Annotated in this window: 34 protein-coding genes; 22 read left to right on the top strand and 12 right to left on the bottom strand. The window is 67.7% G+C overall.

The genetic code is table 11. The features are described 5' to 3' along the window. The first annotated feature begins 63 nt into the window (after positions 1–63). Positions 64–657 carry a YceI family protein gene (locus tag G524_RS0113625; protein ID WP_036857999.1) on the top strand — a complete coding sequence of 198 codons (594 nt, stop codon included), beginning with the start codon at positions 64–66 and terminating at the stop codon, positions 655–657. Here the strand turns inward: G524_RS0113625 and rbfA are convergent. The 8 genes from rbfA to pspF form a co-directional block, all read right to left on the bottom strand. Then, positions 654–1,058 (bottom strand): 30S ribosome-binding factor RbfA, encoded by a 405-nt coding sequence (gene rbfA / locus G524_RS0113620; RefSeq protein WP_027444189.1) that lies wholly within the window; start codon positions 1,056–1,058, stop codon positions 654–656. The two genes, G524_RS0113625 and rbfA, sit on opposite strands and share 4 nt — an antisense overlap. Next, on the bottom strand, positions 1,058–1,501 hold the full coding sequence (locus tag G524_RS0113615) for a PaaI family thioesterase (protein ID WP_027444188.1): 444 nt from the start codon (positions 1,499–1,501) through the stop codon (positions 1,058–1,060). The genes rbfA and G524_RS0113615 overlap by 1 nt, the downstream gene beginning before the upstream one ends. Further along, complete coding sequence (infB, locus tag G524_RS0113610; protein ID WP_027444187.1) at positions 1,498–4,074, bottom strand: translation initiation factor IF-2; 2,577 nt, start codon at positions 4,072–4,074, stop codon at positions 1,498–1,500. The genes G524_RS0113615 and infB overlap by 4 nt, the downstream gene beginning before the upstream one ends. 10 nt (positions 4,075–4,084) lie before the next feature. Then, positions 4,085–4,864, bottom strand: a complete 780-nt coding sequence (locus tag G524_RS16045) for a DUF448 domain-containing protein (RefSeq protein ID WP_084625193.1) — start codon at positions 4,862–4,864, stop codon at positions 4,085–4,087. Further along, on the bottom strand, positions 4,845–6,473 hold the full coding sequence (gene nusA / locus G524_RS0113600; RefSeq protein WP_027444186.1) for a transcription termination factor NusA: 1,629 nt from the start codon (positions 6,471–6,473) through the stop codon (positions 4,845–4,847). Before nusA ends, G524_RS16045 begins: the two co-directional genes overlap by 20 nt. Next, positions 6,473–7,042 carry a ribosome maturation protein RimP gene (rimP, locus tag G524_RS0113595; RefSeq protein WP_027444185.1) on the bottom strand — a complete coding sequence of 190 codons (570 nt, stop codon included), beginning with the start codon at positions 7,040–7,042 and terminating at the stop codon, positions 6,473–6,475. Before rimP ends, nusA begins: the two co-directional genes overlap by 1 nt. 175 nt (positions 7,043–7,217) lie before the next feature. Beyond that, positions 7,218–7,514: a hypothetical protein gene (locus G524_RS0113590; protein WP_027444184.1), complete on the bottom strand. Its 297-nt coding sequence runs from the start codon at positions 7,512–7,514 to the stop codon at positions 7,218–7,220. Positions 7,515–7,946: 432 nt separating this feature from the next. After that, positions 7,947–8,990: a phage shock protein operon transcriptional activator gene (gene pspF / locus G524_RS0113585; RefSeq protein WP_027444183.1), complete on the bottom strand. Its 1,044-nt coding sequence runs from the start codon at positions 8,988–8,990 to the stop codon at positions 7,947–7,949. Between the two features lie 150 nt (positions 8,991–9,140). On the opposite strand from pspF, the gene G524_RS0113580 reads away from it, so the two are divergent. From G524_RS0113580 to G524_RS0113530, 11 genes are all read left to right on the top strand, one after another. Beyond that, positions 9,141–9,323, top strand: coding sequence for a hypothetical protein (locus G524_RS0113580; RefSeq protein ID WP_027444182.1), 183 nt, complete (start codon positions 9,141–9,143; stop codon positions 9,321–9,323). Between the two features lie 142 nt (positions 9,324–9,465). Continuing rightward, positions 9,466–10,311 (top strand): phage shock protein PspA, encoded by an 846-nt coding sequence (pspA, locus tag G524_RS0113575; protein ID WP_027444181.1) that lies wholly within the window; start codon positions 9,466–9,468, stop codon positions 10,309–10,311. A gap of 3 nt (positions 10,312–10,314) precedes the next feature. Then, entirely contained in the window at positions 10,315–10,626 is a 312-nt protein-coding gene (gene pspB / locus G524_RS0113570) for an envelope stress response membrane protein PspB (RefSeq protein ID WP_027444180.1), read from the top strand. Then, positions 10,623–10,997 carry an envelope stress response membrane protein PspC gene (gene pspC, locus G524_RS0113565; RefSeq protein ID WP_027444179.1) on the top strand — a complete coding sequence of 125 codons (375 nt, stop codon included), beginning with the start codon at positions 10,623–10,625 and terminating at the stop codon, positions 10,995–10,997. The genes pspB and pspC overlap by 4 nt, the downstream gene beginning before the upstream one ends. 36 nt (positions 10,998–11,033) lie before the next feature. Continuing rightward, positions 11,034–11,348 (top strand): hypothetical protein, encoded by a 315-nt coding sequence (locus G524_RS0113560; RefSeq protein WP_027444178.1) that lies wholly within the window; start codon positions 11,034–11,036, stop codon positions 11,346–11,348. Next, positions 11,348–11,674, top strand: coding sequence for a hypothetical protein (locus tag G524_RS0113555; protein ID WP_027444177.1), 327 nt, complete (start codon positions 11,348–11,350; stop codon positions 11,672–11,674). The genes G524_RS0113560 and G524_RS0113555 overlap by 1 nt, the downstream gene beginning before the upstream one ends. Then, positions 11,674–12,045 (top strand): hypothetical protein, encoded by a 372-nt coding sequence (locus tag G524_RS0113550; protein WP_027444176.1) that lies wholly within the window; start codon positions 11,674–11,676, stop codon positions 12,043–12,045. The genes G524_RS0113555 and G524_RS0113550 overlap by 1 nt, the downstream gene beginning before the upstream one ends. Next, entirely contained in the window at positions 12,042–12,356 is a 315-nt protein-coding gene (locus tag G524_RS0113545; RefSeq protein WP_027444175.1) for a hypothetical protein, read from the top strand. The genes G524_RS0113550 and G524_RS0113545 overlap by 4 nt, the downstream gene beginning before the upstream one ends. Further along, positions 12,353–12,601: a hypothetical protein gene (locus G524_RS0113540; RefSeq protein WP_036857997.1), complete on the top strand. Its 249-nt coding sequence runs from the start codon at positions 12,353–12,355 to the stop codon at positions 12,599–12,601. The genes G524_RS0113545 and G524_RS0113540 overlap by 4 nt, the downstream gene beginning before the upstream one ends. Then, positions 12,598–12,771: a hypothetical protein gene (locus tag G524_RS17020; RefSeq protein WP_169447854.1), complete on the top strand. Its 174-nt coding sequence runs from the start codon at positions 12,598–12,600 to the stop codon at positions 12,769–12,771. Before G524_RS0113540 ends, G524_RS17020 begins: the two co-directional genes overlap by 4 nt. A 68-nt stretch (positions 12,772–12,839) precedes the next feature. Then, entirely contained in the window at positions 12,840–13,247 is a 408-nt protein-coding gene (locus G524_RS0113530) for a SufE family protein (protein ID WP_027444173.1), read from the top strand. Positions 13,248–13,524: 277 nt separating this feature from the next. On the opposite strand, the gene G524_RS0113525 is transcribed toward G524_RS0113530, so the two are convergent. Next, complete coding sequence (locus tag G524_RS0113525) at positions 13,525–14,064, bottom strand: sterol desaturase family protein (RefSeq protein WP_027444172.1); 540 nt, start codon at positions 14,062–14,064, stop codon at positions 13,525–13,527. Next, complete coding sequence (locus tag G524_RS16040) at positions 14,061–14,858, bottom strand: fatty acid desaturase (RefSeq protein WP_036857995.1); 798 nt, start codon at positions 14,856–14,858, stop codon at positions 14,061–14,063. Before G524_RS16040 ends, G524_RS0113525 begins: the two co-directional genes overlap by 4 nt. A gap of 164 nt (positions 14,859–15,022) precedes the next feature. Here G524_RS16040 and G524_RS0113515 point away from each other — a divergent pair, with 164 nt between their 5' ends. Beyond that, positions 15,023–17,074 (top strand): GMC family oxidoreductase N-terminal domain-containing protein, encoded by a 2,052-nt coding sequence (locus tag G524_RS0113515; RefSeq protein WP_027444171.1) that lies wholly within the window; start codon positions 15,023–15,025, stop codon positions 17,072–17,074. Here the strand turns inward: G524_RS0113515 and G524_RS0113510 are convergent. Continuing rightward, on the bottom strand, positions 17,071–17,742 hold the full coding sequence (locus G524_RS0113510; protein ID WP_027444170.1) for an HAD family hydrolase: 672 nt from the start codon (positions 17,740–17,742) through the stop codon (positions 17,071–17,073). The two genes, G524_RS0113515 and G524_RS0113510, sit on opposite strands and share 4 nt — an antisense overlap. 13 nt (positions 17,743–17,755) lie before the next feature. Then, on the bottom strand, positions 17,756–18,172 hold the full coding sequence (locus G524_RS0113505) for an acyl-CoA thioesterase (RefSeq protein WP_027444169.1): 417 nt from the start codon (positions 18,170–18,172) through the stop codon (positions 17,756–17,758). 134 nt (positions 18,173–18,306) lie between these two features. Between G524_RS0113505 and leuC the strand changes: the two genes are divergently transcribed. From leuC to G524_RS0113460, 9 genes are all read left to right on the top strand, one after another. Then, a complete protein-coding gene (gene leuC / locus G524_RS0113500) occupies positions 18,307–19,737 on the top strand; it encodes a 3-isopropylmalate dehydratase large subunit (RefSeq protein ID WP_027444168.1) in 1,431 nt (476 codons plus the stop codon). A gap of 47 nt (positions 19,738–19,784) precedes the next feature. Then, positions 19,785–19,961, top strand: coding sequence for an LPXTG cell wall anchor domain-containing protein (locus G524_RS0113495; protein ID WP_027444167.1), 177 nt, complete (start codon positions 19,785–19,787; stop codon positions 19,959–19,961). 24 nt (positions 19,962–19,985) lie between these two features. Then, complete coding sequence (gene leuD / locus G524_RS0113490) at positions 19,986–20,591, top strand: 3-isopropylmalate dehydratase small subunit (RefSeq protein WP_027444166.1); 606 nt, start codon at positions 19,986–19,988, stop codon at positions 20,589–20,591. Between the two features lie 24 nt (positions 20,592–20,615). After that, on the top strand, positions 20,616–21,614 hold the full coding sequence (locus G524_RS0113485; protein WP_027444165.1) for an NADPH:quinone oxidoreductase family protein: 999 nt from the start codon (positions 20,616–20,618) through the stop codon (positions 21,612–21,614). Positions 21,615–21,699: 85 nt separating this feature from the next. After that, entirely contained in the window at positions 21,700–22,023 is a 324-nt protein-coding gene (locus G524_RS0113480; RefSeq protein WP_027444164.1) for a DUF1476 domain-containing protein, read from the top strand. Positions 22,024–22,027: 4 nt separating this feature from the next. Continuing rightward, positions 22,028–22,261: a BolA/IbaG family iron-sulfur metabolism protein gene (locus G524_RS0113475; RefSeq protein WP_027444163.1), complete on the top strand. Its 234-nt coding sequence runs from the start codon at positions 22,028–22,030 to the stop codon at positions 22,259–22,261. A gap of 35 nt (positions 22,262–22,296) precedes the next feature. Further along, a complete protein-coding gene (grxD, locus tag G524_RS0113470) occupies positions 22,297–22,635 on the top strand; it encodes a Grx4 family monothiol glutaredoxin (protein ID WP_027444162.1) in 339 nt (112 codons plus the stop codon). Positions 22,636–22,962: 327 nt separating this feature from the next. Continuing rightward, positions 22,963–23,745: an NUDIX hydrolase gene (locus tag G524_RS0113465; RefSeq protein WP_027444161.1), complete on the top strand. Its 783-nt coding sequence runs from the start codon at positions 22,963–22,965 to the stop codon at positions 23,743–23,745. 242 nt (positions 23,746–23,987) lie between these two features. Continuing rightward, positions 23,988–26,504 (top strand): glycoside hydrolase family 3 protein, encoded by a 2,517-nt coding sequence (locus G524_RS0113460; protein ID WP_051221270.1) that lies wholly within the window; start codon positions 23,988–23,990, stop codon positions 26,502–26,504. Positions 26,505–26,550 lie beyond the last annotated feature (46 nt).

The raw sequence follows: 26,550 nt of genomic DNA, 5'->3' as shown, positions 1-26,550 counted from the left end.
GGGGCGTGCCCGCGGCGAGGCGGGCTTGAACCTTTTGCGCAGATCATGCGTATGGGATGCGGGATGATCAGCAAGTGTGATCCGCTGCGCCGCGTGCTGCTGGCGCTTGCCGCGCTCCTCGCGCTCGCCAACAGCGCGCCGGGCGCGCCCTTGCGCTACAGCCTCGATGCCTCGGCCAGCACGGTGGCGGCGCGGGTGCCGTTCTTCGGCCTTGCCAGCAAGACCGCGCGCTTTCCCAAGATGGAAGGGGTGGTGACGATCGTGCCCGGCGCGCCCGAACGCGCGGTGATCGATGTCAGCTTCGATGCCGCTGCGATCGAGGCGCCCGATCCGATCACGCTCGCCCGGCTCAAGGGCGAGAAGTTCTTCTGGGTGGAGAAATATCCCAAGATCCGCTTCGTCGGCCGCGCGCTGAGGCTCACCAGCCCTACCAGCGGCACGCTCCAAGGGGAGCTGACCGCGCGCGGGATCACCCGGCCGCAGGTGCTCGCGGTGCGCTTCGATGCCGATCCGGCAGCGCAGGCGGGCCGGCCGGTGAGCTTCACCGGCACCACCACCATCGACCGGCGCGATTACGGGATGAAGGCCTATCAGCTGCTGGTCGGCAACAAGGTGGAGATTACGCTTAAGGCGCGGATGGTGCCGCGCGAACGCTAGTCCGCGGCGCCTTCGTCGAGATCGCGCCGCACCCTTGGATCGCGCAAGAGGCTCTCGATCCGGTCGGCCTCGGCAAAGCTTTCATCCTTGCGGAACCTGAGCTTGGGCGCGAACTTGAGCCCGAGCCGCTGGGCCACCTCGCGTTGCAGGAAGGCGGTGTTCTGCCGCAGGGCATGGACTACGTCGTCCTCGCCCGCACCCATCAGCGGCTTCACGAAGGCGGTGGCAAGGCGCAGATCGGGGCTCATGCGCACCTCGGTGACGGCGATATGCGCAGCGCTCACCACCTCGTCGTGCACGCTGCCGCGGGCGAGCAGCTCGGAGAGGATATGCCGCACCCGCTCGCCGACCTTGAGCACGCGCACCGAATGCTGCTGGGCTGTGAAGGGGGCCTTGGCCACTATTCCATCCCGGTGCTGTCGGGCGTCGGCCGCGGTGTGGGGATCGCGGTCGAGGTGGCGCGGGCGTGGAGCGTGCCATCCTCGCCGTAAAGCTCGCCTTCGAGGAAGATCACCCGCCGCCCGGCCTTGACCACCCGGCCCTTGCCGATCAGGCGCGCGCCTTCGGGGATCAGGCGGATGAGGCTCATCGACAGCTCGAGGTTGAGCGGGGCCATCGCCCCGCCGGTGGCAGCGACGAAGGCATAGCCCATCACGTCATCGAGATAGCCCGCGACCAGCCCGCCCTGCACCCCGCCGCGCCAGGTGCACACCTCGCGCCTGACGGCAAAGCGCATGGTGACGGTCTGGCTCGCCTCGTCCCAGCTGACGAATTCTGAGCCCAGGAGCGCGGTGTGCGGCGACTGCCCGGCATCCTTTGGAAAGAAGGGATCGTCTCGGCTCACAGCGTGCGCTCACGCTCCTCGACCGAGAACACCTCGAGCATGTCGCCCGGCTTGATGTCGTTGGTGTCCTCGAGCACCACGCCGCATTCGAGCCCGGCGCGCACTTCCTCGACGTCGTCCTTGAAGCGCCTGAGCGAGGCGATCTTGGTGGACGAGACGATCACATCGGCGCGGGTGAGGCGCGCGAACAGGCCCTTCCTGATCGCGCCTTCGAGCACCAGCAGACCCGCCGCCTTGTCGCGCTTGCCGGCGGGGAAGACCTGCTTGACTTCGGCGCGGCCCACGACCGTCTCGATCCGCTCCGGCCCCAGTTCGCCCGCCATCTCCTTGGCCACCGCATCGGTGAGGTGATAGATGACATCGTAATACATCATCCGCACCCCATCGCGCTTGATGAGATCGCGCGCCTTGGCGTTGGGCCGCACGTTGAAGCCGATGATCGGCGCCTTGGAGGCCGCGGCCAAGGTCACGTCGCTCTCGGTGATCGCGCCGACCCCGGCATTGAGCACCCGCACCTTGATCTCGTCGTTCGACAGCGCATGAAGCGCGCCGACGATCGCTTCGACCGAGCCGTGCACGTCGGCCTTCACCACCACCGGATATTCCTTGACGTTGGAGGCGAGCTTGCTGAACATCGTATCGAAGCTGGTGGGCGCCAGCGCGGTGCGCTTTTCAGTCGCCTTTTCCTGACGATACTTGGCAACCTCGCGGGCGCGCTGCTCGCTCTCGACCACGGTGAGGATGTCGCCCGCGGCCGGCACGCCGCCAAGGCCCAGCACCTCGACCGGCATCGACGGGCCGGCCTCGCTGAGCTGGCGGCCCTTGTCATCGACGATCGCGCGCACCCGGCCCGATTGTGTGCCGACCACGAAGTTGTCGCCGCGCTTGAGCGTGCCGCGGGTCACCAGCACGGTGGCCACCGGGCCGCGGCCCTTGTCGAGCTTGGCCTCGATCACCGTGGCCTCGGCCGGCCGGTCGGGCCGGGCTTTGAGCTCGAGCAGTTCGGCCTGGAGCAGGATCGCCTCGATCAGCTGGTCGAGCCCCGCCCCGGTCTTGGCCGAGACCTCGACATCCTGGACATCGCCCGAGAGCGCCTCGACGATCACCTCGTGCTCGAGCAGGCGCTCGCGCACCTTCTGCGGGTTGAACTCGGGCTTGTCCGACTTGGTGATCGCCACGATCATCGGCGCTCCGGCGGCCTTGGTGTGGCGGATCGCTTCGATCGTCTGCGGCATCAGCCCATCATCGCCCGCCACCACCAGCACCACGATATCGGTGACATTGGCGCCGCGCATGCGCATCTCGGTGAAGGCAGCATGGCCGGGCGTGTCGAGGAAGGTGATCTTCTGCCCGCCCTTGGTGGTGATCTGATAAGCGCCGATGTGCTGGGTGATGCCCCCGGCCTCGCCCTTGGCGACATCGGTGCCGCGCAGCGCGTCGAGCAGGCTGGTCTTGCCGTGATCGACATGGCCCATGATCGTCACCACCGGCGGACGCGGGCGCTTGGTTTCCTCCGGATCGGTGTCCTCGCTGGTGTCGATATCGACATCGCTGTCCGAGACGCGCACGATGTTGTGGCCGAATTCGGTCACCAAGAGCTCGGCGGTGTCCTGGTCGATGGTCTGGTTGACGGTGACCATCATGCCCATGTTGAACAGCGCCTTGACGAGGTCCGCGCCCTTCTCGGCCATGCGGTTGGCCAGTTCCTGCACGGTGATCGCCTCGGGCACGACGACGTCGCGCACCTGCTTCTCGCGCGGCTTGGCGGCGCCGCCGCCGTGCATCCGGCGCTCCTTCTCGCGGGCACGCTTGAGCGCGGCGAGGCTGCGGGCCCGGCGGCCCTCGTCCTCGTTGAGCGCGCGGGTGACGGTGAGCTTGCCCGAGCGGCGCTTGTCCTTGTCGCCATCGATCGGGGCAGCGCGCTTGTCTTCCTTCTTCTTGCCCTTGGCCTCACTTGCGGGGCGCTTGGGCTCGGGCCGTTCGACCGGGGTGAAGCGGCGCGCGGCGGGCAGCGTCTCGGCCCGGGCCGGAGCAGCGGCAGATGCGGCGGGCGCCTCTGCCGCATCCTCTACCGCCGGCTCCTCGGCCGGTTCGGCGGTCGGTTCAGGCGCGGCGGCGGCAGGGGCGACGCGGGCCTCATCCTCGGCGCGGCGCTCCTCCGCCCGGCGGCGCTCCTCCTCCTCGGCGCGGCGACGTTCTTCTTCCTCGCGCTTGCGGGCCTCCTCGGCGAGGCGCAGGCGCTCCTCCTCGGCCTCGCGCTGGAGCCGGCGCACCCGCTCCTGCGGGGTCTCACCCGGTGGTCCGGCACGCTCGGGACGCGGCGCGGGCGCAGCGGGCGCCGGGCGCGGGGCAGCGGCCGCAGGGGCCGGCGCAGGCGTGGGCGCGGGCGCAGCCGCGCTCGGCGGCGCGGCCGGTTCGGCGCCGGGCTTGCCGAGCACGCGGCGGCGCTTGACTTCCACCACCACCTTGTTGGTGCGGCCGTGGCTGAAGGTCTGCTTGACCTCGCCCGCATCGACCGAGCGCTTGAGCCCAAGGGGTTTGCGGATGCGCTGGTTGTCGTTCTCGTCGCTCATTATCGCTTCGTCAGTCCTTCACGTATTCGTCTTGTGCCGCTGCCCGATCCTGCGGCCGGTCAGCGCAGCCGGGAGCATCCCGGCCCGTTTCGATCGCAGCGCTTGCCCGCTGATCCCCGGTGAATTGCACCAGCCGGGACACCGCCTCGCCCACGCGGCTGGCCGCGCGCATATCGCCCGCATGGCCAGCCACACCGAGGTGGACCACATTGTCGCGGCCCAATGCCACAGACAGCGCCGCGCGGTCCAGTGGCAAGACCGTGCCGCACTGTCCGGTGCCTTCTGCGCCGATCCCCACGCGCCAGGCCTGATCGAGCTTGCGCCGGCCATCGGCACTGGCGTCGCGGGCATGAAGCAGCAGGGCGATGCGCCCAGCGCGGGCCTCATCGGCGATCCGCGCCGCGCCCAGCACGAGGTGCCCGGCGCGCAGTTCAAGACCCAGCCGGGCGCACAGATGCCGCACCAGCGCCGCTTCGGCCTGTTCAGGCAGGTCGGCGGGCAAGGTCAGCGGCGCGCCCTTGAAGGCGCGCGCCAGCGCGCGGCGCAGGCGCCCGTCGGCCAGCGCTGCGGCCAGTTCGGGACGATTGACGCCGATCCAGGCGCCGCGACCCGGCGCTTTGGCGGCAGGATCGGGCAGCACCAGGCCGTCAGGCGCGATCGCGAGGCGCAGCAACGCCTCGCGCGCCGCGCCTTGGCCGGTCAGGATGCAGCGGCGCACGCTCCCGGCAGGTGCCGGAAGCCGGGAGCCATCGCTGTCGGCGCTCAGGCGCTCATGGGGTGGAGTCCGCATCGGCGGCCTCCTCGGCAGGCTCATCCGCGAACCAATGCGCGCGGGCGGCCATGATGATCTCGTTGCCCTGTTCCTCGGTGAGGCCGAATTCGCCGAGCACCCCGCCCTTGTCGCTGTCGCGCTGGACGCGCTTGAGCGGCGGGCCATCGGCGGCATTGCGCCGCCGCGGCGCCTCGCGCTTCCTCGCGATGAGTTCGTCGGTGGACAGATCGGCAAGGTCATCGAGGGTCTTGATCCCAGCCTTGCCCAGCGTCACCAGCATTTCCTCGGTCAGGTGCGGGATCTCCGCCAGCGCATCCTCGACCCCGAGCGCGCGGCGTTGCTCGCGGAAGGCGGCATCGCGCCGTTCGAGCGCCTCGAGCGCGCGGCTCTGGAGTTCCTCGGCGAGTTCCTCATCGAAGCCCTCGATGCTGGCAAGTTCCGCCAGATCGACATAGGCGACCTCCTCCAGCTCGGCAAAGCCCTCGGCCACCAGCAGCTGCGAGAGGGTTTCATCGACGTCGAGTTCCTCCTCGAACATCTTCGAGCGCTCGGCAAATTCGCGGCTGCGCTTCTCCGAGGCTTCTTCCTCGGTCATGATGTCGATCTGGTGCCCGGCGAGCTGACTGGCGAGGCGCACGTTCTGCCCGCGCCGACCGATCGCAAGGCTGAGCTGATCGTCGGGAACCACCACCTCGATGCGGCCATCATCCTCGTCGAGCACCACGCGGCTGACGGTGGCGGGCTGGAGCGCATTGACCACGAAGGTCGCGGTGTCCTCGCTCCAGGGGATGATGTCGATCTTCTCGCCCTGCAGCTCCTGCACCACCGCCTGCACCCGGCTGCCCTTCATGCCGACGCAGGCGCCGACCGGATCGATCGAGGAATCGCGGCTGATCACGCCGATCTTGGCGCGGCTGCCCGGATCGCGCGCAGCGGCCTTGATCTCGATGATGCCATCGTAGATCTCGGGGACCTCCTGGGCGAACAGCTCCTTCATGAAATCGGGGTGGGCGCGGCTGAGGAAGATCTGCGGCCCGCGGTTGTTGCGCTCGACCTTGGTGATCAGCGCGCGCACCCGCTCGCCCACGCGGGCCGGCTCGCGCGGGATCTGCTGGTCGCGGCGGATCACCCCCTCGGCCCGGCCGAGGTTGACGATCACATGGCCGAACTCGACCGACTTGATCACCCCGGTGATGATCTCGCCGACACGGTCCTTGAACTCCTGGTACTGGCGCTCGCGCTCGGCATCGCGCACCTTTTGGAAGATCACCTGCTTGGCCGACTGGGCATCGATGCGGCCAAGATCAACGGGGGGGAGCGGATCGACGATGAAATCGCCGATCTTGGCGCCGGGCTGGAGCTTCTGCGCCTGCTTGAGATCGACCTGCTTGAACAGGTCCTCGACCTCCTCGACCACCTCGACCACGCGCCACAGCGTAAGATCGCCGGTCTGCGGATCGAGCCGGGCGCGGATATCGTTTTCCGCGCCATAGCGGTTGCGCGCGCTCTTCTGGATCGCCTCTTCCATGGCCTCGATGACGATCGCCTTGTCGATCATCTTCTCGGCCGCGACCGCATTGGCGATCGCGAGGAGCTCGGCCTTGTTGGCGGAAATGGCGCTGGCCATCAGTCGTCTGCCTCTTCTTCGTCTTCGTCTGCGACAAGTTCTTCTGCCCCACCCGCATCGAGCGGGCGGGTGGCGGCGATCAGCGCGTCGGTCAGGACGAGCCGGGCCGTGTGAATCTGTTCGAGCGGCAGGCGCACCGCCCCCGCCTTCACCTCGCGCACGTGCACCATACCATCTTCAAGGCCTTCCAGCACGCCCTTGTTGACACGCTGGCCGGCATAGCCCTTCTCCATCACGATCCGCACCTCGTGCCCGGCCCAGGCGATGAAGTCCTTGGGACGGGTGAGCGGACGATCGATCCCGGGGCTGGAGACCTCGAGATGATAGGCCCCCTCGATCAGCACATCGCCCGCCGCTTCGGCCGCGTCGATCGCCTCGGAGACGCGGCGCGACAGCGCGGCGCATTGATCGAGCGTGAGCTGGCCGGTGGCCGGATCCTCGGCCATGATCTGCAGCGCCATGCCGCCATCGCCCGCTTCGGAAGGCACAAACGCCACGCGCACGAGATCAAAGCCGAGCGCGCGCGCCTCGGGTTCGATCAACTGGGTCAGGCGGGCGATATCGGCCATCACATCCTTGCTTTCGGGCGGCCCTGTCGTGATCACATGGGGCAATGAGCTTGGGGCCGGCCCCTCGCGGCGCCAGCACCCTAACCTTGTCACGACAATGCCGGGATTGCCGGCGCATCTAGGCGCAGATTGCGCGCTTGGCAAGAGCCAAGCAGCGCCCGCGCCGCAGCAGCGCTCAGATCGGGCGCTCGTCGTCGGTGTCGCCGGTGACCCAGCGGCGCGCGGTCTCGATCAGCGCGCGCCGCTCGCGTGCCTCGAAGGTCTCGTGGTAGCGCCGGGTCTCGAGCACCACGGCATCGCTCAAGGGTTCGTCGAATACCAGCGCGTTGCGCCCGAATTCGGTGCGGGTGACGATGGCGAAATGGTTGATCACCCCGCAGCGCAGGATCGCACCCTCGCCTTCGCGGATCGCCTCGAGGATCGCCAACTTCGCACCGGTGCGCGAGAGGTTGAGGAGGATGCAGGCGTGCACCTTGTCGACTTGTCGACCGCGATCAGCTGGCCAGGCAGGCTGAGGCGCAGCCGCGGTGCGGCGCGGCGCCCCACCGCGAGCGCCGGGGCCGTGGCCGCGGGCACTTCTGGTGAAGTGGGCGCCGGTTGCGCCGCAACGCCGCAATCAGCGCTTTCTGCCGCAGCAGGCGACGTGGGTGCGGCAGGCAGGCCCGCTGCGGGCGAGGCGACAAGATCAGGGCGCATCTTCAGGCCAACCCCCGCAAGGGCAGACCGCAGCGGCAGGGTGACAGCCCGCGCCGCGAATCGCGCGCTGCCGCCGCAGATCGGCCAGCCGGGGCGATCCGGTTGAGAAGGCTAGAGACATTTTTGCAATGCCGCACATCCGATCATTTCACCCCAAACAGATCGACGGCAATAATTGGAAAGACTTGCCAAGCCGTTAGGAGCCGCCTCAGTCCTGCCCCTCCATCAGCCCATGCTTGCGGATGCAGTGGCGCAGCTGATCGTAGGTCAGCCCGAGCGCGCGGGCGGTCTGGCGCTGGTTCCAGCGGTGCTTGCCGAGCGCGTGCTGGAGGATCGCGCGCTCGTGCGCATCGACGGCGGCGCGCAGGTCGTCCACCGCATCGAGGTTGATCGCAGCGCTGCCGAGAGGCGGCGGCGGCGCAGGCTGTTCGGGTTGGGCCGTGCCGGCAGTTCGGCGCGGCTCGGCGCTCCGCGGGCGCCAGGGGCTGTCGAAGGGATCGAACTGGACATGGGCGATCGGCCCCTCGTCATCGGCCCAGCGATAGACCGCCCGTTCCACCACATTGCGCAGCTCGCGCACATTGCCGGGCCAGGGATAGTCCTCGAGCGCATCCATCACATGCGCGGCAAAGCCGGGCCAGCGCTCCCACCCCAGTTCGGCGGCCATGCGGCGCCCGAAATATTCGGCCAGCACCCCGATATCCCCCTCGCGCACGCGCAGCGGCGGCAGGGTGATGACCTCGAAGCTCAGCCGATCAAGAAGGTCGGCGCGGAACCGGCCCGCAGCCGCGAGCGCGGGCAGATCCTCGTTGGTCGCAGCCACGATCCGCACATCGACCCGGATCGGGCGCGAGGCGCCGATGCGGGTGACCTCGCCATATTCCACCGCGCGCAGCAGGCGCTCCTGCGCGCCCAGGCTGAGCGTGCCCAGTTCATCGAGGAACAAGGTGCCGCGGTCGGCCTCCTCGAAGCGCCCGGCGCGCGCCCGGGTGGCGCCGGTGAAGGCCCCGGCCTCGTGCCCGAACAGCTCGGCCTCGATCAGGGTCTCGGGCAGGGCCGCGCAGTTCATCGTCACCAACGGCTCGTCCCAGCGACTGGAGAGGCGGTGCAGCCGCTCGGCGATCAGCTCCTTGCCCGTCCCGCGCTCGCCGATCACCAGCACCGGGCGGTTCATCGCCGCGGCGCGGCTGGTGCGTTCGACCGCATCGAGAAACGCCCCCGATTGGCCGATGAACTGGGTCTCGAGCTTCATTTCCAAACTATAGTGAAAATTCCCAAGCCTTGGCAAGAATAGCCAAGGGCTTGATCCCGTAATTGTCGGATAACCGCGCAATTCCGCCATTCCCGAAGTTTGGCACGGTCATTGCGAAAGGAGCTGACAAGACCACCAGGGAGACCCGCCATGCAGCATCGCAACACCACGCCAGGCTTCTGGAACAGCAAGCTCGGTCACGCCGCGATCGCCAGCATCGCCGCGATGACGCTGATGATTGCCCTTTCCTCGCAGATCCAGCCGGGTCCGCTCAGCGCCGCGCCGATGGTCCATCCCGCGGCCGAAGCCGGCGTGATGGTCGAGATCGCCTGAGGTGAGCGATCCTCGCGATCCCTTCGGGCCGGAGCATGGCGGGCAGGATGTCCCCCCTGCCACCCCTCCTGCTGCCGATGCCGCCGGCGCGCATCCCACCCGCGCCGCGCACGACACGGATGCTCCGGCCCGTCCCGCCCGCCTGATTTCCTCGGGTCGGCGCTCGCGGCTCGACGAGGAAATCGAAGCCTTGCGCCGCAGCCCCGCACAGGCGCAAGCTGGCGCCGACAGGTCCGCGCAAGGGGCCGAGCGAGTCGGCCCGCGCGCCAAGACCAACACGTTTCTCGATGGAGTAGCCTTCATGGGCATTTTCAGTCGCACCCGTGACATCATCGCCGCCAATTTCAACGACATGCTCGACAAGGCCGATGACCCGGCCAAGATGATCCGGATGATCATCCTCGAGATGGAGGAAACCCTGGTCGAGGTGCGCGCCAGCGCCGCGCGCACGATCGCCGACCAGAAGGAAATGCACCGCCACTGCCAGAGGCTGGAAAAGCTCCAGGCCGACTGGGCCGAAAAGGCGCAGCTGGCGCTCAGCAAGGATCGCGAGGATCTCGCCCGGGCAGCGCTGGTCGAGAAGAAGAAGGCCGCCGACATGGCCGAGCAGCTCAAGGCCGAGATCGCGGTGCTCGACGATGCCCTGCGCGCCTATGAGGATGACATCGCCAAGCTCCAGCACCGCCTGCGCGAGGCCCGCAGCCGCCAGACCGCGATCGCCGCGCGGCTCGAAAGCGCCGAGAACCGGGTCAAGCTGCGCACGCTGCTCAGCACCGAGCGCACCGATGAAGCGCTGACCCGCTTCGACCAGCTCGAACGGCGGGTCGATTATGCCGAGGGCCGCGCCGATGCGCTGCGCATCGCCGAGAGCGGCCCGCCGTCGCTCGCCGATGAAATTGCCGCGCTCGCCGGTTCGGACGCGATCGATGACGAGCTTGAGGCGATGAAGAAGGCGCTCGGCAAGTCGGGCGAGAAGAAGGGAGAATAGGCGATGGAGTTCGATCTCGATGTCGTGGTGGTGATGGCGACGCTGTTCATCGGCCTGCCCTGGGTGATCCTCCACTACATCACCAAGTGGAAGACCGCCGCCACCATCACCACCGATGATGAGGTGCTGCTCGAGGAACTCTACAACCTCGCCAAGCGGCTCGATGAGCGGATGGACACGGTTGAACGCCTGGTGGCGGCGGACGATCCGTCGTTCACGCCCGCCCGGCGCCTGATCCCCGATCAGGAACGCGACAATCAGCAGCTGCGCGAACTCGAAGCGCTGATCGCCGAGAAGAAAGGAGTCCGCCCGTGAACAGCCCCCGCACCACGCTTTACCGCGACAAGCACAATGCCCGGCTGATGGGCGTGTGCGCCGGGATCGCCGATTACACCGGCATCAACGTGTTCTGGGTGCGGCTTGCCACCGTGGCGCTCTCGCTCGGTCTGGGCTGGCCGATCCTGGCCTATTTCGTTGCCGGCTTCCTGCTGAGCAAGAAGCCGCCGCATCTCTACCGCGACGAGAGCGAACAGAAATACTGGCAGGGCGTGCGCCAAAGCCCGCAGCGCACCGCGCGCGAGATCCGCGCCGCCTTCCGCGACATCGATCGGCGCCTGGCAGCGGTCGAACACCACTATGTCGGCAACAATCCGCGCCTCAACGCCGAGATCGAACGGCTGCGCTGAGCGCGGGCCTGCACAACAGGGGAAAGGAATTACCACATGGATCCTGCAAGCTTGGGGGTAATGATCCCGATCGTTGCGCTTCTGATCCCGATCGTCGCGATCTGGACCAAGCACCAGCAGAAGATCGCCGAGATGCAGCTCGGCGCCACTGCCGAGCAGACCGCCGAGAAGGCCGCGCAATATGCCAGCCAGATCCAGCGGCTCGAAGACCGGGTGCAGGTGCTCGAACGCATCGTCACCGACCGCGGCTATGACATCGCCACCCAGATCGAGGCGCTGCGCGATACCCGCAGGGTCGACGAGGCCAGCAGCGGCGTGGCGCTCGACCTGGCCAGCAAGGAGCGCGCGTGATGCATTTCGGAGGCCCTGGCTTTATCGTCGCGATCGTGATGGTCTGCACCTTCGGCTGGATCGTCAACAACTGGATCCGCGCTCGGCATGGCTATCCGCTGGAAGACGAGTGGGGCGGCAAGACCGAACCTGCCACCAATGCGCAAACCGCGCGCCTCATCGCGGAAAACCGCGAGCTGCATGGCAAGATCGAGGCCATGCAGGACCGGCTGGTGGTGCTCGAGAAAATCGTCACTGATCGCGGCTATGGCCTTGCCGCCGAGATCGAGGCGCTGCGCGAAGCACCCAATGCCAAGATGATCTCGTCCGACAAGGAGCGTATCTGATGCAGCTTGAAATCTTCTTGCCCTATATCGGCTGGATCATCGCCGCGGGCTTCGGCCTCGGGGCCATGGGCATCCTCGCCTCGTTCCAGACCACCCGGATGAAGATCAAGAACGGCTATCCGCTCGAAGGCATGTGGGGCCAGTCCCTGAAGCCAGGCACCGACCAGCAGACCGCCCACCGCGTCACCCTGCTCACCCAGGAGAACGCCGAGCTGCGCGCCGAGCTTGGCAGCATCAAAGACCGCCTCGCCAATGTCGAGCGGATCGTCACCGATGGCGGCTATCACCTCGGCGCAGAGATCGATGCGCTGCGCGACCGGGCGCTGGCCAACCTGGCCGAGAGCCAAGGCGAGCGGAGCGAGGTGCAATGAGCAGCTGGGCGATCGTTGCGATCGTCGCGATCATCGTCTTAGGCCTCGTCGAGTTTGCCAAGGCCCGCTCCGGGATCGTCACCGATGAGGATGGCTACAAACGGCTGGTCCCGCGCGAGGATGGGCAAGCGCGGGTTGAGCTGGAGGCCACCAGGCGCGAACTGGTTGACCTCAAGGAACGGGTGAAGGTGCTCGAACGCATCGCCACCGACGCCCACAGCGGCGATGCCCGCGAACAGGCGCGGATCGCCGCCGAGATCGAAGCGCTGCGCAGCCTGCCCGCGCGCAGCGAGGAGGGAGACAAGGCATGACCACGGTTCTTGCCCCCGCGCTGATCGATGCCAGTTCCTGGCTGATCGGCCTGGTCGTGATCGCCGCGGCGCTGCTGCGGGCCTGGCAGGGCTGGCTCGATCTCAAGCGGCACGAGTTGGAGCGCGGTCTGCCGTCGCGCCCGGGCGAGGAGGGCGCAGGCCTTGGCAGCGCGCGGATCGAACTGGCTGATCTGAAAGAACGCATCCGCAAGCTTGAGGCGATCGCCAGCGGGGTGGACCCGTGAGCACCCGCACCACCGCCACGCAGGCCGGGATCGGGCTGGGCAGCGCGATCGCCGTGGCGATCAGCTGGAGCCTTCACCAATCGATCCTCTGGGCGATCCTGCACGGCCTGCTCGGCTGGCTCTATGTCATCTGGCACGCCTTCACCCGGCCCGGCGGGCTGTTCGGCTGATCGGCCGATCGGCGAGGCGGGACGAATTGCCCTTTGCCATGGCGCACAAGGCTTACTAGGTGCGCGCCATGCGCAGCCTCTCGGACATTCTCGAAGAATACCAGTTTCTCGACGGCGATGACCGCTACCGCCTGCTGATCGAGCTCGGCCGCGAGCTTGAGCCCATGCCCGATGCGCTCAAGACCGATGCGACGCTGGTGCGCGGCTGTTCGGCGGCGGTGTGGGTCTATCCCGCAGGCAGCGACCCGGCGCGGCTCCACTTCCTTGCCGACAGCAATGCCGCGATCACCAAGGGCATCGTGGCGCTGGTGATCGCCGCGGTGCAGGACAAGAGCGCGGCCGAGGTCGCGGGCATGGACATCATGGCCGCGCTCGCGCCCTTTGACCTTAAAAACCAGCTGTCGAGCAACCGCACCCAAGGGGTTCCCAACATGATCGCGCTGGTCAAGGAGCACGCCGCAAGACTCGCCGCATGAAGGCGACGCACAAGATCATCCATGCGTGCCTCGCGGTCATGTTCGCAGCCGCGCTTGCGCGCTATCCGCGCGGGATGATCGGCCTTGAGGCCAGCGCCGGGTTCATCTTTCGTGGCGCGATGGTGACTGCGTGGATCGCGGCGATCGCTGTCTTTCCGGCATGGCTGTGGTGCAGACGCCCGCCTCACAATGTTTCACGTGGAACACCGAGATGCACCCGGTCTGGCGAGGGTCTGGCCGCGGGCCAAGGGAGGTCTAGCGCACCTCGAGGCGCAATCTAGAGGTTGCGCCCCACCACCTCGAAAGCATCGTCCCCGCCCGCGCCCGCACTATCGCGCACCACCGCAATCCCGGCCTCCTTCTGGCGCTTCAATTCGGCCTTGAGCTTTGCCGGATCGCGGGCGAAGACGAAACCGAAGCTCACCCCGCCCTCTTTCCCGATGGTGGCATGGTGGAGCTTGTGCGCCTGCACCAGCCGCTTGGCATAGCCCTTCCGCGGCACCCACTTGAAATAGCGCTGGTGAACAAGGCCATCATGCACCAGCGTGTAGATCACTCCGTAAAGCGTGATCCCCACCGCAAACCACCACAGCCAATCCCAGTAGAGCGAGCCGAAAATATACATCGCGGCGTTGATGGTGCCGAACACCACCGCAAACAGATCGTTCTTTTCCAGCACCTTGTCATGCGGCTCGTGATGGTCGCGGTGCCAGGCCCAGCCCCAACCATGCATGATGTATTTGTGCGCCACCCAGGCGAACAGTTCCATCCCGATCAGTGAGGCGAGGACGGTAAGGGCGATCTCGAGCCAGCTCATGCGGGCACCTTCTCGGCAAGTTCATCGCGCCCCACCCCAGCCCGGCGCGCCACCGGCAGCGCCCACCACGGTACGTCGGGGCGGCGGTGGTGTTCGAGATGATAGCCGAAATGAAAGCAGGTGGCGAGGCTCGCGAGGGTGCCGAATTCCTCGCTGCGGGTGTTGTGGTGATCGGCAAAGGCCGCCGCATCGCGCCCGCCCAGGTGGCGATGCGGGCGGAAGGTGCCGAAATAGAACAGCTGGAGCGAGGAGCCGAGCGCGGGCAAGCCATAGAGCAGCACGATCTGCGCCATCGGAACCCTCAGCACCAGCCAGTAAAACCCCACCACGCTGTGGACAAACAGGATCGAGCGCCAGCCGAAATAGCGGCGGAAGAAAGTGGCATACCAGCGCCAGAAGTCATCCGGATGGTGCTCGTCGAAATCGGGATCGCCCGCGCGCCCTGCCAGGCGGTGATGGGCAAAATGGGCATCGCGCAGCTGCTTCCAGGCAAAGCCCGCATAGAGCGCCAGCAGCACCGCCCCGATCGCCGAATTGAGCCGCGGCCGGCCCGGCACCAGGCTCCCGTGCATGGCATCGTGGCAGATGATGAAAACGCCGACCGAAAGCCAGCACTGCACAAAGGCCACCACCAGCGCGAGCGGCCAGTTGGCGGCGCTCAAGCGGAAGATGAACATGCCCCACACATGGATCGCCGCCCAGCCGCCGGCGATCGCCAGCGCCAGCGCCAGCCCCACGGCGCGCTGGAACGACCGGGGCGGCAGGGCGAAGGACGGGGCAGGCGTGAGGCTCATGCCTCAAGGCTTACGCAATCAGGTGCCATGGGGACGCCTATAATCGCCGCGCGGCAAAGGGCAAAGCTGTTTGCCCCCCTGGCACGCCGCTTGGGCCGGGCGGGCTTGCATGTGCCGGGCGCTGTGTCAGGATCGCGCCCGGGCACGAGGGGGATCGCAGGGCCATGGAGAGCAAGCCGTTCAATCCGTTCATCGCCGCGATCTGGCGGCGGCTGGCCGAAACCCTGCTCGCCGAACCGGACGCGATGCAGATCAGCGCGCAGCAGGTGGTCGACAATCTCCAGGCGATGTTCGCCAATATCGCCGGGCCCAAGCCGCGCGAGACCGCGCTGGCGGTGCTCGCCTGCTGGATCGTGCTCGGCGGGCCGCTGTGGCATTTCGCCCCGCGCCGCCTGCGCATCCGCCGGATCGAGCAACGTTTGAAGAACACCCGGGTCGATCTGTTCCAGGACATGGCCCGCATCCGCGGCATCGTCTATGCGGGCTATTATGGCCATTGGCTGCCTGCCGCCGCGCCGGGGGATGCCGCCGAGCAGGAGGCCAACGCCGCAAACCCGGTGCTTGCCAGCATCGGCTTTGTCCTGCCGCGCCACCGCGCCCGTGCAGGCACCGCGGATGACCCTGCAATCGCGCTCCACACCGCCAATGACCTGCCGGACAGCGTTTTCCTCGGCGCCGAGGCGGTGCCCGAAAGGGTCGAGGTGGTGGTGATCGGCTCGGGCGCGGGCGGGGCAGTGGCGGCGGCCAACCTTGCCGATCAGGGCTATGAGGTGCTGGTGATCGAGGCCGGCCCCTATCTGGCCAGCACCGCCATCACCCCGCACGAGCTGCGCATGTCCTCGCGCCTGTTCAAGGACGGCGCGATCCAGACCACCCGTGACCGCGACATCATCGTCTTCCAGGGCCGCGCCGTGGGAGGATCGACGGTGATCAACAACGGCATCTGCCTGAGGCTCGCTGCGCCGGGCGAGACCCACCCCGATGCCCCCGATGTGCTGGCGCATTGGGCCGCGCTCGGCGCCCCCATCCCGGCAGAGGAACTGGCCGCCGCCTATGCCCGGATCGAGGCGCGGCTCGGCATCCACACCATCGATCATCGGCTCGGGCGCAGCAACGGCACCAGGCTGCTCGCCGCCTGGCAGGCCTATCGCGCCGCCACGCCCGATCCCGACCCCATGGATGCCCGCGCCACCTGTGGCTGGTTCCGCAAGAACTGGGGGGCCAAGCACGCGCCCAATGCCTGCCTTTCCTGCGGCTATTGCAACACCGGCTGCCCCTATGGCCGCAAGAATGCCATGCCCGAAAGCTTCCTTGCCCACGCCACCTGCCACGCTGTCCGGCGGGCGCGCATCCTGCCCGAGGCCGAGGTGCGCACCATCGCCTGGGGCCAGCGCGCCGCGGACGGGCGCCGGGTGGCAAGCGCGGTGCAGGTGGTGTTGGCCGACGGGCGGGCCAAGTGGATCGGCGTCAGCCACGGGGTGGTGGTGGCCGCGGGGGCGATCGCCTCGTCCAACCTGCTTGCCGCGAGCGGCATTGCCGGCACCGGGCGGGGCATCTCGCTCAACATCGCCTGCCCCGTGCCCGCGCTCATGGCCGAGGAGGTGCGCGCCTGGGACGAGGACCAGATGGCCACCTATATCGACCGCGGCGACTTTCTCATCGAAAGCCATTTCCAGCCGCCGATGAGCATGGCAACGCTGGTGCCGGGCTGGTTCGACAATCATTTCCGCCGGATGCGCCACTACAACCGCCTCATTTCGGCCGGGGTGCTGTTCCCGGCCGACCGGCGCGGGCAGATCAAGCGGGGCAAGCTCGCCTTCCGCCTCGCTGAGGAGGATCTGGCGGCGCTGCGCCGGGCGCTGGGTTTGCTCGCCAAGGTGCACTTCGCCGGGGGCGCGCAGGAGGTCTATCCGGCGCTGCTCAGGGGCCAGACGCTTCGCGCCGGGATGCGCCACGAAGAGATCGACCGCTTCCTTGCCGAGGCGATCCGCGAGCCCGACGACGTGGTGCTCTCATCCAGCCACCCCCACGGCGGCAATGCCATCAATACCGATCCCGCAAGGGGCGTGGTCGATTGCGATCAGCGCGTCCACGGCACCACCAATGTGCTGGTGTGCGATGCGAGCGTGATGCCAAGCTGCATCAGGGTCAACGCCCAGCTCACCACCATGGCCATGGCCGACCGGGTGACTCACGGGCGGCGGGTGTTCGGCTAAGCCGCGGCGGGCGCCTCAAGCAGGCGCGCGATGTCCTCCCACGATCCGGCCAGCGCATCGGCCCCGGCATCGCCGAGGCGCGCGGCGTGCCCGGCGGTGAGATGGCTCGCCGCGCACAGGCCGATCACCCGCATCCCGGCCGCCTTGGCGGCGATGACGCCCGAAGGGCTGTCCTCGATCACCACGCAGGCCTCGGGCGCGATCGCAAGGCGCTCGGCCGCGAGCAGGAAGATGTCGGGGTGAGGCTTGCCCCGCTCGACGAGATCGGCGCTGAACACCGCATCGCCGAACGCCGCGCCAAGGCCCAGCACGTCAAGACACAGATGAAGCCGCGCCATCGCGCTTGACGAGGCAATCGCGCGCGGCAGCGCCCCAAGCGCGCGGATGAAGGCCGAGGCCCCCGGAACCTCGCGCAGATCGCGGCGGAACCGCTCCAGCGTGGCCTGTTCAAGCTGTGCCGCGAAATCATCCGGGAGCGGCCGGCCAAGCCCCGCGGCGGCGAGCGCCAGCACCTCGCCCCAGCGCTTGCCGAGGTAACGGGCATAGCAATCCTCAAGCGTGGTCGGCAGACCGAGGTCGGTGAGCGCCTCGGCCAGCACCTGGTTGGCCAGCGCCTCGCTGTCGGCGATCACGCCGTCGAAATCGAAGATGATCGCGGCCGGGCGCAAGGCAGGTGCGCGGCTATTCGCCTCTGGGGAAGAAGAAGGCGCGCAGATGCTTGCCAATGCGCGCCGGGCGCAGGGTTGCCGCATCGATGCAGCACCAGGACGATTTGACCTCGGCCAGCACCTCCTCGCCGCGCTTGATCAGCGTGTGATAGAAGGCCCGCGCACCGTTGAAGCCTTCAAGCACGGTCTGGGCAAAGACATCATCCTCGAGAAAGGCGGGCTTGCGGTAAGTGATCTCGTGCTTGAGCGCCACCCAGGCCTTGGCCGCGATCTCCTCGGCCGGGGCAAGCTTGTGCCAATGGGCCAGCACCGCATCCTGCACCCAGGCAAGATAGCGCGCATTGTTGACATGGCCCATGAAGTCGATGTCCTCGGGCTGCACCGTGATCGGGTGGTGATAGGGGGCAGCGGGCGGCGGATTGGCGGTCATGGGCCGTGCCTAGAGCAAGATTGTGACAATTTCCACCCGCTCCGCGGCAAGCCGCGCGGCAATCTTGCCACGGCTCGGCAATCCTGATTAAGGAGCCGCTCCCCCTTCCCCTCTGCCCGAACGGACACACCGCCATGGCCAGCCGCCCGCGCACGCTCTACGAAAAGATCTGGGACGCGCATGTGGTCGAAACGCGCGAGGATGGCACCGCGCTCATCTATATCGATCGGCATCTGGTGCACGAGGTCACCAGCCCCCAGGCCTTCGAGGGGCTGCGCGCCGCTGGGCGCCGGGTGCGCCGGCCCGAACTTACCCTTGCCGTGCCCGATCACAATCTGCCCACCACGCCGCGGGTGGATGCCGCCGGGCGGCCCGTGCCGATCGCCGACCCAGAAAGCGCAGCCCAGCTGGCCGCGCTCGAGGCCAATGCCCCGGCCTTTGGCATCCGCTATATCCCGGCCACGGCGCGCGAGCAGGGGATCGTCCATGTCGTCGGCCCGGAACAGGGCTTTTCGCTCCCCGGCACCACCATCGTCTGCGGCGATTCGCACACCGCCTGCCATGGGGGCCTCGGCGCGCTTGCCTTCGGCATCGGCACCAGCGAGGTCGAGCACGTGCTGGCAACGCAAACCCTGCTGCTCCAGCAGGCGCGCCCGATGGAGGTGCGGGTCGAGGGCGAGCTTGGCCTTGGCGTCTCCGCCAAGGACCTGATCCTGCACATCATCGGCCGGATCGGTGCGGCGGGGGGCACCGGCCACGTGATCGAATATCGCGGGCGGGTGTTCGAGCGCATGAGCATCGAGGAACGCCTCACCGTGTGCAACATGAGCATCGAGGCGGGCGCGCGCGCGGGCCTGATCGCGCCGGATGATACCACTTTCGCCTACCTCAAGGGCCGCCCGATGGCGCCCAAGGGCGCGGAATGGGACGCGGCGGTGGCCTATTGGCGCACGCTCAGGACCGATGAGGGCGCGGTCTTTGCCAAGAGCGTCACCATCAACGCCGCCGATGTCGAACCCAGCGTCACCTGGGGCACTTCGCCCGAAGACGTGGTGCCCATCGGCGGGCGTGTGCCTGCGCCTGAGGACTTCGCCGACGAGGCCAAGCGCATCGCTGCGCAAAAATCGTTGGAATACATGGGCCTTGCCCCCGGCACCCCGATGACCGAGGTTGCGATCGAGAATGTCTTCATCGGCTCGTGCACCAACAGCCGCATCGAGGATCTGCGCGCGGCGGCCGCGGTGCTCAAGGGCCGGCGCAAGGCCGACAATGTCCGCTGGGCGATCGTGGTGCCCGGCTCGGGCCTGGTGAAGGCCCAGGCCGAGGAAGAAGGGCTCGACCGGATCTTCACCGAAGCGGGTTTCGAATGGCGCGAGCCGGGCTGTTCGGCCTGCCTCGGCATGAACCCCGACAAGGTGCCGCCGGGTGAACGCTGTGCCTCGACCAGTAACCGCAATTTCGTTGGCCGGCAGGGGCCGGGGGCAAGAACGCACCTCGTCTCGCCGGCAATGGCAGCGGCAGCGGCGGTGACCGGGCGGCTTACCGACGTGCGCGCATTGGTTTGAGCCTGCCCCCCTTGAACAAGCGCTGCGCGAGGCGCATGAAAAAGCCCATGACCGACAAGCCCAAGAACAACAACGCCCGCACCGCCGCCCTCGCCGCGGTGGGAGCGATCGGCTCCGCCGCCATCGCAGCGGCGCTGCTCTATGCCAGCAAGCGCAAGAAGAAGCCCGACGCGCCGCCCTCGCCCCCCGCGATCCCCTCGGGCGAGCCGCCGCAGACCGATTGATATTGGCCGACCAAAGGGAACCCCATGCAGCCCCTCACCCGCGTCACCGGCCGCGCCATTCCGCTTGGCCTCAAGAATGTCGATACCGATGTCATCATTCCGGCAAGGTGGCTGAAAACCATCAGCCGCGAGGGCCTCGGCGCGGGGGCCTTCGAGGCCATCAGGTCAGAGCCCGGAAATGTCTTCGACAACCCGCTCTATGCCGGGGCGAAGCTGCTCATTGCGGGTGACAATTTCGGCTGCGGATCAAGCCGCGAGCACGCGGCCTGGGCCCTCGCTGACCTTGGCATCCGGGTGGTGATCGCGCCGTCCTTTTCCGACATCTTTTCGGGCAATGCGGTCAAGAACGGCATCCTGCCGCTGGTGCTGGAACAGGACGCGGTTGACCGCCTGCTCGCCGTGGCGCGCGAGGGGCTGGAGCTCACCGTCGATCTCGAGGCGCAGACCGTCACCACCCCCTATCAGGACCGCTTTGCCTTCGCGATCGACCCGTTCCGCAAGCATTGCCTCCTCAACGGGCTTGATGAGATAGGCCTCACCATGGCCCGCAGCGAGGCGATCGCCGCCTTCGAGGCGCGCCGCGCCGCCGCCCAGCCGTGGCTGATGCGCGGCACTGCGGCGACCAGCTGACACGCATCAATCGGGAGAGAGACCATGAAAGCCATCCGCACCCACCAGACCGGCGGGCCTGAAACCCTGACGCTTGACGAGCTTCCCGATCCCGTCCCCGGCAAGGGCGAGGTGCTGGTTGCGGTCAAGGCCTGTGCGATCAACTTTCCCGATGGCCTCATCATCCGCGACCTCTACCAGTTCAAGCCCCCTCGCCCGTTCTCGCCCGGCGGCGAGATTGCCGGCGTGATCGAGGCGTTGGGCGAAGGGGTTGAAGGCTTTGCCGTGGGCGACAGGGTGCTTGCCGGGATCGGCCACGGAGGCTTGGCGGAAAAGGTGGTGGTGCCGGCGGGCCGGATGTTCAAGGTGCCGGACGGCGTGCCCTTCGAGAAGGCGGCAAGCCTGCTCATGACCTATGGCACCACCATCCACGGCCTCAAGGACCGCGGCCATATCAAGCCGGGCGATACGGTGCTGGTGCTGGGCGCCGCGGGGGGCGTGGGCCTGGCTGCGGTGGAACTTGCCAAGGCCTTCGGGGCGCGGGTGGTTGCCGCGGTCTCCTCCGAAGCCAAGGGCGAGGTGGCGCGCAAGGCCGGGGCCGATGAGGTGGTGATCTATCCGCGCGAGGCGATGGACAAGGAGGCCTCAAAGGCCCTTGCCGATGCCTTCAAGAAAGCCTGCGGGCCGGAGGGCGCCAACATCGTCTATGACATTGTCGGCGGCCAATATTCCGAGCCTGCCCTGCGCGCGATCGCGTGGGAAGGCCGCTTTCTCGTGGTCGGCTTTCCCGCTGGCATTGCCAAGATGCCTTTGAACCTTACCCTGCTCAAATCCTGCGATATCTGCGGGGTGTTCTGGGGCGCCTTCACCGCGCGCGAGCCAGCCCGGTTCCGGGCCGAGGTGGAGGAATTGTTCGACCTGATGGCCGCAGGCAAGATCGACCCGCTGGTCTCCGAAACCTTCCCGCTCGAACGCGCTGGCGAGGCGATCGCCAAGCTCGAGGCGCGCGAGGCGGTGGGCAAACTGGTCGTGACCATGGATTAGCCGCTCCCGCGCGCCGCTTGGTGCTTGAAGCGCGCCGCGGCGCGCTCTATCGCGGGTGCCAAACCCAGTGTGAGGGACTTGTCGCATGACCGATTTCAAGGACCGCGAACGCGCGGAAGAGGCCCATTTCGCGCTCGAGGAGGAAATGGCTTTCCGCATCGCTGCGCGCCGCAACCGCCTGCTGGGCGAATGGGCTGCGGGGCTGATGAAGCTCACGCCCGAGGAGACCGACGCCTATCGCAAGTCGGTGGTGCAGGCCGATTTCGAGGAAGCCGGCGATGAGGACGTGGTGCGCAAGCTGCTCGGCGATCTTACCGCGGCCCAGGCCGAGGTGAGCGAGGCCGACATCCGCCGCAAGATGGAGGAACTGGCGATCGAGGCGCGCCGGCAATTGCTGGGCGAGGTGTGATCCCATGCCGATGAGCGCCGCCGAGATCGAAGAAGCCATCCTTGCCGCCCTGCCCGGGGCCAAGGTCGAGCTTACCGATCTTGCCGGGGACAATGACCATTGGGCGGCCAAGGTCACCGCGCCGCAATTTGCCGGCCTGAGCCGGGTGAAGCAGCACAAGCTCGTCTATGATGCCCTCGGCGGGCGCATGGGCGGCGTGCTGCATGCCTTGCAAGTCACCACCGTGGTTCCCACCTAGCCTTCGTTCCTTCATCACCGAGGCCCTGATATACCATGTCCAACACGCCTGATGTGCACGCCCGCATTGCCGATCTTGTCTCCAGCAACGACGTGGTGCTGTTCATGAAAGGCACGCCTTTGTTCCCGCAATGCGGCTTTTCTGCCCGCGCGGTGGCGATCCTTGATCATTGCGGCATCGCCTATGAGAGCGTCGATGTGCTGCAGGACATGGAGATCCGCCAGGGGATCAAGACCTATTCCGATTGGCCCACGATCCCGCAGCTCTATGTGAAGGGCGAATTCATCGGCGGCAGCGACATCATGACCGAAATGTTCGAGGCGGGTGAATTGCAGCAGCTTCTGGCCGAAAGTGGCGTTGCCCGCGCCGAGTGACGCCAGCGGCGATCTGGCACCAAGACCTCAAGCCCCAACGAAAAACCGCCCCGCAGGACCAGTGCGGGGCGGTTTCGCGTTGACGGGGAGGCGCGGCCCGAAAGACCAGGAGCGGCCGCGCCTCGCATCGAAGACCACTCGGATGCCTGAGGATATGCACGGCGCGTGCCAAAGCTGAAAAACAGCGGAAATCCGCGATTTTGGCGCAGCGCGATACGCGCGCAGGCGGCCGAGGTGTAAAGCGGGCCGACAGCCCCGCGGCGCCTGCGGCAGGCACGCGCCGGGTGCACTTGGCAAGCGTCTGCCGCCGCGCCATGCTGGTGGGCGATGAGCGCTGATTCCCCCCGCGCCGGCATTCCGGCCGCCACCATCATCATTTTCCGCAACAACCCCGATGGCGGAGCGCCGCAGGTGTTGATGACCGTGCGCGCGCGCGAAATGCGCTTTGCCGGGGGGATGGCAGTGTTTCCCGGCGGGCGGGTCGATCCTGCAGACTATGCGCTGGGCGAGAAGGTGGCCGGGGAATGGGGCCTTTCAAGCGACGAGGCCGCGCACCAGATCGCCGCGGTGCGCGAGACACTCGAGGAAACCGGCCTCGCGCTCGGTCTTGCCGGTGCGATCACGGCTGAGAGCGCCGCGGCCGCGCGGGCAATGCTGGGGGAGACCGGCGCGCTCGCCCCGGTGCTCGAGGCCTTCGGCTGGCGGCTCGACCTTGCCCAGATCGTCCCCTTCGCCCGGTGGTTTCCCAAGAACGAGAACATCCCGCGGGTCTATGACACCCGCTTCTACATCGCCGACCTTGGCACCGGCGATGTCGAGGTGTCGATCGACGCGGCCGAAAACACGCGCCTGTTCTGGACCACCGCCAAGGGCGCGCTCGAGGCAGCCGAACGCGGCGAGATCAAGCTCATTTTCCCCACCCGCCGCAATCTTGAACGGCTCGCGCTGTTTGCGAGCTTCGCCGAGGCCCGCGCCCAGGCCGAGGCAATCCCGGTGCGCACGATCATGCCGCAGGTGGTCGAGGAAGATGGCAAGGCCTGGCTGACGATCCTTGCCGATGCGGGCTATCCGGTGACCCGCGAATTGCTGGAGACCGTGGCCCGGGGCTGAAGCCTGCCGGAACGGCGACTCGCCTTGGGCACAATGGTATCGCTATCATGTCCGGGTCCCTCCCCGCGCATCGGGCATTTCTCGCTCACTATCTTTGTTTGAGAATGATTTGAGTGTAAAAATCCCGTCGGCTGCGGCGAAACCTGCGCCGGCTGATTGACTTGGCGGTCGAGATTTCCCAAGATTGATGTTAGCGTTAGCAATACGCAGGCAGACGGGCATCGCCGCCTTGGGAGAGGGACATGAGAATCACATCGGGCGCCTTGCGGGCGTGCACGGGCGCGGCCATTGTGCTTGCCGCCCTGGTTGCCGGCGCGCCGCTCAAGGCGGGCGCCGCCGAAGGAGCCGCGCCGGCGCCTGCGGGCACGGCCCACCCCGAGCTCTGGCCGGCCTATACCTATCCCGTGCCCAGGCACCCTGAACACGAGGCGCTGGTCGGTGCGCTGATCTCCCGCATGAGTATCGAGGAGAAGATCGGCCAGCTGGTGCAGGCCGATCTGTGCTGCGTGACGCCCGATGACGTGCGCCGCTACAAGCTCGGCTCGATCCTCGTCGGTGGCAATTCGGGCCCCAATGGCAACGACCTTGCCCCCGCGCCCGAATGGCTCAAGGCCGCCGATGCCTTCTATCTTGCCTCGATCGACCGCTCCGATGGCGGCGTTGGCATCCCGATCATCTGGGGCACCGATGCGGTGCATGGCCATTCCAACATCATCGGTGCCACCATCTTCCCGCACAATATCGGGCTTGGGGCCATGCGCGATCCGGCGCTGGTGGAGAAGATCGGCGCCATCACCGCCAGGGAAATCCGCGTCACCGGGCAGGAATGGACCTTCGCCCCCACGGTGGCGGTGCCGCAGGATTTCCGCTGGGGCCGGGCCTATGAGGGCTATTCCTCCGATCCCGAACTGGTCGCCGCCTATGTCGGGGCGATGGTGCGCGGGCTGCAGGGCCCGCCCGAAAATGACAACCTCCTCTCCGGGCCTTACGTGATCGCCTCGACCAAGCATTTCCTTGCCGATGGCGGCACCGATGGCGGGGTTGATCAGGGCGACAGCTCGATCAGCGAGGAAAAGCTGCGCGACATCCACGGCCGGCCCTATGGCCCGGCAATCGCCGCGGGGGTCGCCACGGTGATGGCCAGCTTTTCAAGCTGGCACGGGGTCAAGATGACCGGCAACCACTCGCTGCTGACCGGCGTGCTCAAGCAGCGCATGGATTTCGGCGGCTTCGTGGTCTCGGACTGGAACGCCCACGGACAGGTCGCGGGCTGCACCAACGAGGCCTGCCCTGAGGCGCTGCTGGCGGGGATCGACATGTACATGGCGCCCGACAGCTGGAAGGCGGTCTATCACGACCTCCTCGCCCGCGCCCGGGCCGGCACACTTCCTATGGCGCGGATTGATGATGCGGTGGCGCGCATCCTGCGCGTCAAGGCGCGGCTCGGCCTGTTCAGCGCCGGCAAGCCGTCCGAACGCCCCTGGTCGGGGCGGTGGGAGTTGCTGGGCGCGCCCGAACACCGCGCCGTGGCGCGCGAGGCGGTGCGCAAATCGCTGGTGCTGCTCAAGAACAATGGCGTCTTGCCGCTGGCCCCGGGCGGGCGGCTGCTGGTGGCTGGTGACGGGGCCGATGATATCGCCCGCCAGTCGGGGGGGTGGACGCTAAGCTGGCAGGGGACGGGCATCGACAACCGCCACTTCCCCGGGGCAACCTCGATCTGGCAGGGGCTGCGCGCGGCGGTCGAGGCGGGCGGCGGGCAGGCCGAGCTTGCCCCCGATGGGCGCTATGGGGTGCGGCCCGACGCCGCGGTGGTGGTCTTTGGCGAGACCCCCTATGCCGAGTTCCAGGGAGATCGCGCTGCCCTCGCGCTCGATCCCGAACTGATGGCCCCCTTCGCCACCATGCGCCGCCTCAAGGCCGAGGGCATCCCGGTGGTGGCGGTGATGATCACCGGACGCCCGCTCTATGTGAACCCGGCGCTCAACCTCGCCGATGCCTTCGTGGTCGCCTGGCTGCCGGGCAGCGAAGGCGGCGGCATCGCCGATGTGCTGGTGGGCGATGCGGCGGGCCAGGCGCGCTTCGACTTTGCCGGCCGCCTGCCCGCAGCCTGGCCGCGCACCACCCAGATGGCTGAGGGCGCACTGTTCCCGCTGGGCTATGGGCTTGATTACCGCAGCGCCAAAGCCGACTGGACGCCCCTGCCCGAGCTTGATCTTGCCGCGCTTGAAGGTGACAGCCGCACCTGGTTTGCCGCCGGCACGCCGGCGCCGCGCTGGTCGCTGTGGGTTGGCGGCGCCGCCGATGCGCCGCAGACCCGGCTCACCACCGTGCCTGCGGCCATGCTCGACGGGCGGGTGCAGGTGATGGCCGAAAACCACAAGGTCCAGGAAGGTGCGCGCCGCTTTGCCATTTCCTCGGGCAGCGTGCGCATCGCGCTCGGCGATCTTGAAGCGCGCAATCTTGCCCGCGAGGCCAATGGCGATGTGCAGCTGCTGGTGACGCTGCGGGTGTGGCAGGCGCCCGCGCGGATGCGGATCGGCGCGAGCGGGCAGAACGGCAAGGGCTTCCTCAACGTCAGCCTGCCTGCCGGGCCGGGCTTCGTGCGCTATGGCATTGCGCTCAAATGCCTCGCGGCCAAGGGCGCTGACCTTACGGCGCTCACCCGCCCAATGGTGATCGAGACCGAGGGACCGGCAGACTTTGCCATTGCCGAGGTGCGACTGGGCAATGATGCCGAAACCGTGCTGCCCTGCACCTGAGCAATGCCGTTCTGGTGGGAGAACAACGGGCCGAATGGCCGATGAA

This window comes from Erythrobacter cryptus DSM 12079, from assembly GCF_000422985.1.
GTDB lineage: Bacteria > Pseudomonadota > Alphaproteobacteria > Sphingomonadales > Sphingomonadaceae > Erythrobacter > Erythrobacter cryptus.
Note: the sequence above shows the minus strand (reverse complement) of the source record. Positions and strands in the feature narration are given on the sequence as shown.

Excerpts from the sequence above, each read along its gene's own strand:
- G524_RS0113540 (WP_036857997.1), top strand. The coding sequence starts at position 12,353 with ATGACCACGGTTCTTGCCCCCGCGCTGATCGATGCCAGTTCCTGGCTG.
- rimP (WP_027444185.1), bottom strand. The coding sequence starts at position 7,042 with ATGGCCGATATCGCCCGCCTGACCCAGTTGATCGAACCCGAGGCGCGC.
- G524_RS16045 (WP_084625193.1), bottom strand. The coding sequence starts at position 4,864 with ATGCGGACTCCACCCCATGAGCGCCTGAGCGCCGACAGCGATGGCTCC.
- nusA (WP_027444186.1), bottom strand. The coding sequence starts at position 6,473 with ATGGCCAGCGCCATTTCCGCCAACAAGGCCGAGCTCCTCGCGATCGCC.
- G524_RS16040 (WP_036857995.1), bottom strand. The coding sequence starts at position 14,858 with ATGAGCCTCACGCCTGCCCCGTCCTTCGCCCTGCCGCCCCGGTCGTTC.
- G524_RS0113580 (WP_027444182.1), top strand. The coding sequence starts at position 9,141 with ATGCAGCATCGCAACACCACGCCAGGCTTCTGGAACAGCAAGCTCGGT.
- G524_RS0113480 (WP_027444164.1), top strand. The coding sequence starts at position 21,700 with ATGACCGATTTCAAGGACCGCGAACGCGCGGAAGAGGCCCATTTCGCG.
- leuC (WP_027444168.1), top strand. The coding sequence starts at position 18,307 with ATGGCCAGCCGCCCGCGCACGCTCTACGAAAAGATCTGGGACGCGCAT.
- G524_RS0113545 (WP_027444175.1), top strand. The coding sequence starts at position 12,042 with ATGAGCAGCTGGGCGATCGTTGCGATCGTCGCGATCATCGTCTTAGGC.
- G524_RS0113505 (WP_027444169.1), bottom strand. The coding sequence starts at position 18,172 with ATGACCGCCAATCCGCCGCCCGCTGCCCCCTATCACCACCCGATCACG.
- G524_RS0113625 (WP_036857999.1), top strand. The coding sequence starts at position 64 with ATGATCAGCAAGTGTGATCCGCTGCGCCGCGTGCTGCTGGCGCTTGCC.
- G524_RS0113560 (WP_027444178.1), top strand. The coding sequence starts at position 11,034 with ATGGATCCTGCAAGCTTGGGGGTAATGATCCCGATCGTTGCGCTTCTG.
- infB (WP_027444187.1), bottom strand. The coding sequence starts at position 4,074 with ATGAGCGACGAGAACGACAACCAGCGCATCCGCAAACCCCTTGGGCTC.
- pspB (WP_027444180.1), top strand. The coding sequence starts at position 10,315 with ATGGAGTTCGATCTCGATGTCGTGGTGGTGATGGCGACGCTGTTCATC.
- G524_RS0113485 (WP_027444165.1), top strand. The coding sequence starts at position 20,616 with ATGAAAGCCATCCGCACCCACCAGACCGGCGGGCCTGAAACCCTGACG.
- G524_RS0113460 (WP_051221270.1), top strand. The coding sequence starts at position 23,988 with ATGAGAATCACATCGGGCGCCTTGCGGGCGTGCACGGGCGCGGCCATT.
- G524_RS0113530 (WP_027444173.1), top strand. The coding sequence starts at position 12,840 with ATGCGCAGCCTCTCGGACATTCTCGAAGAATACCAGTTTCTCGACGGC.
- G524_RS0113525 (WP_027444172.1), bottom strand. The coding sequence starts at position 14,064 with ATGAGCTGGCTCGAGATCGCCCTTACCGTCCTCGCCTCACTGATCGGG.
- G524_RS0113555 (WP_027444177.1), top strand. The coding sequence starts at position 11,348 with ATGCATTTCGGAGGCCCTGGCTTTATCGTCGCGATCGTGATGGTCTGC.
- pspF (WP_027444183.1), bottom strand. The coding sequence starts at position 8,990 with ATGAAGCTCGAGACCCAGTTCATCGGCCAATCGGGGGCGTTTCTCGAT.
- G524_RS0113475 (WP_027444163.1), top strand. The coding sequence starts at position 22,028 with ATGCCGATGAGCGCCGCCGAGATCGAAGAAGCCATCCTTGCCGCCCTG.
- G524_RS0113515 (WP_027444171.1), top strand. The coding sequence starts at position 15,023 with ATGGAGAGCAAGCCGTTCAATCCGTTCATCGCCGCGATCTGGCGGCGG.
- G524_RS0113495 (WP_027444167.1), top strand. The coding sequence starts at position 19,785 with ATGACCGACAAGCCCAAGAACAACAACGCCCGCACCGCCGCCCTCGCC.
- G524_RS0113465 (WP_027444161.1), top strand. The coding sequence starts at position 22,963 with ATGAGCGCTGATTCCCCCCGCGCCGGCATTCCGGCCGCCACCATCATC.
- G524_RS0113550 (WP_027444176.1), top strand. The coding sequence starts at position 11,674 with ATGCAGCTTGAAATCTTCTTGCCCTATATCGGCTGGATCATCGCCGCG.
- leuD (WP_027444166.1), top strand. The coding sequence starts at position 19,986 with ATGCAGCCCCTCACCCGCGTCACCGGCCGCGCCATTCCGCTTGGCCTC.
- grxD (WP_027444162.1), top strand. The coding sequence starts at position 22,297 with ATGTCCAACACGCCTGATGTGCACGCCCGCATTGCCGATCTTGTCTCC.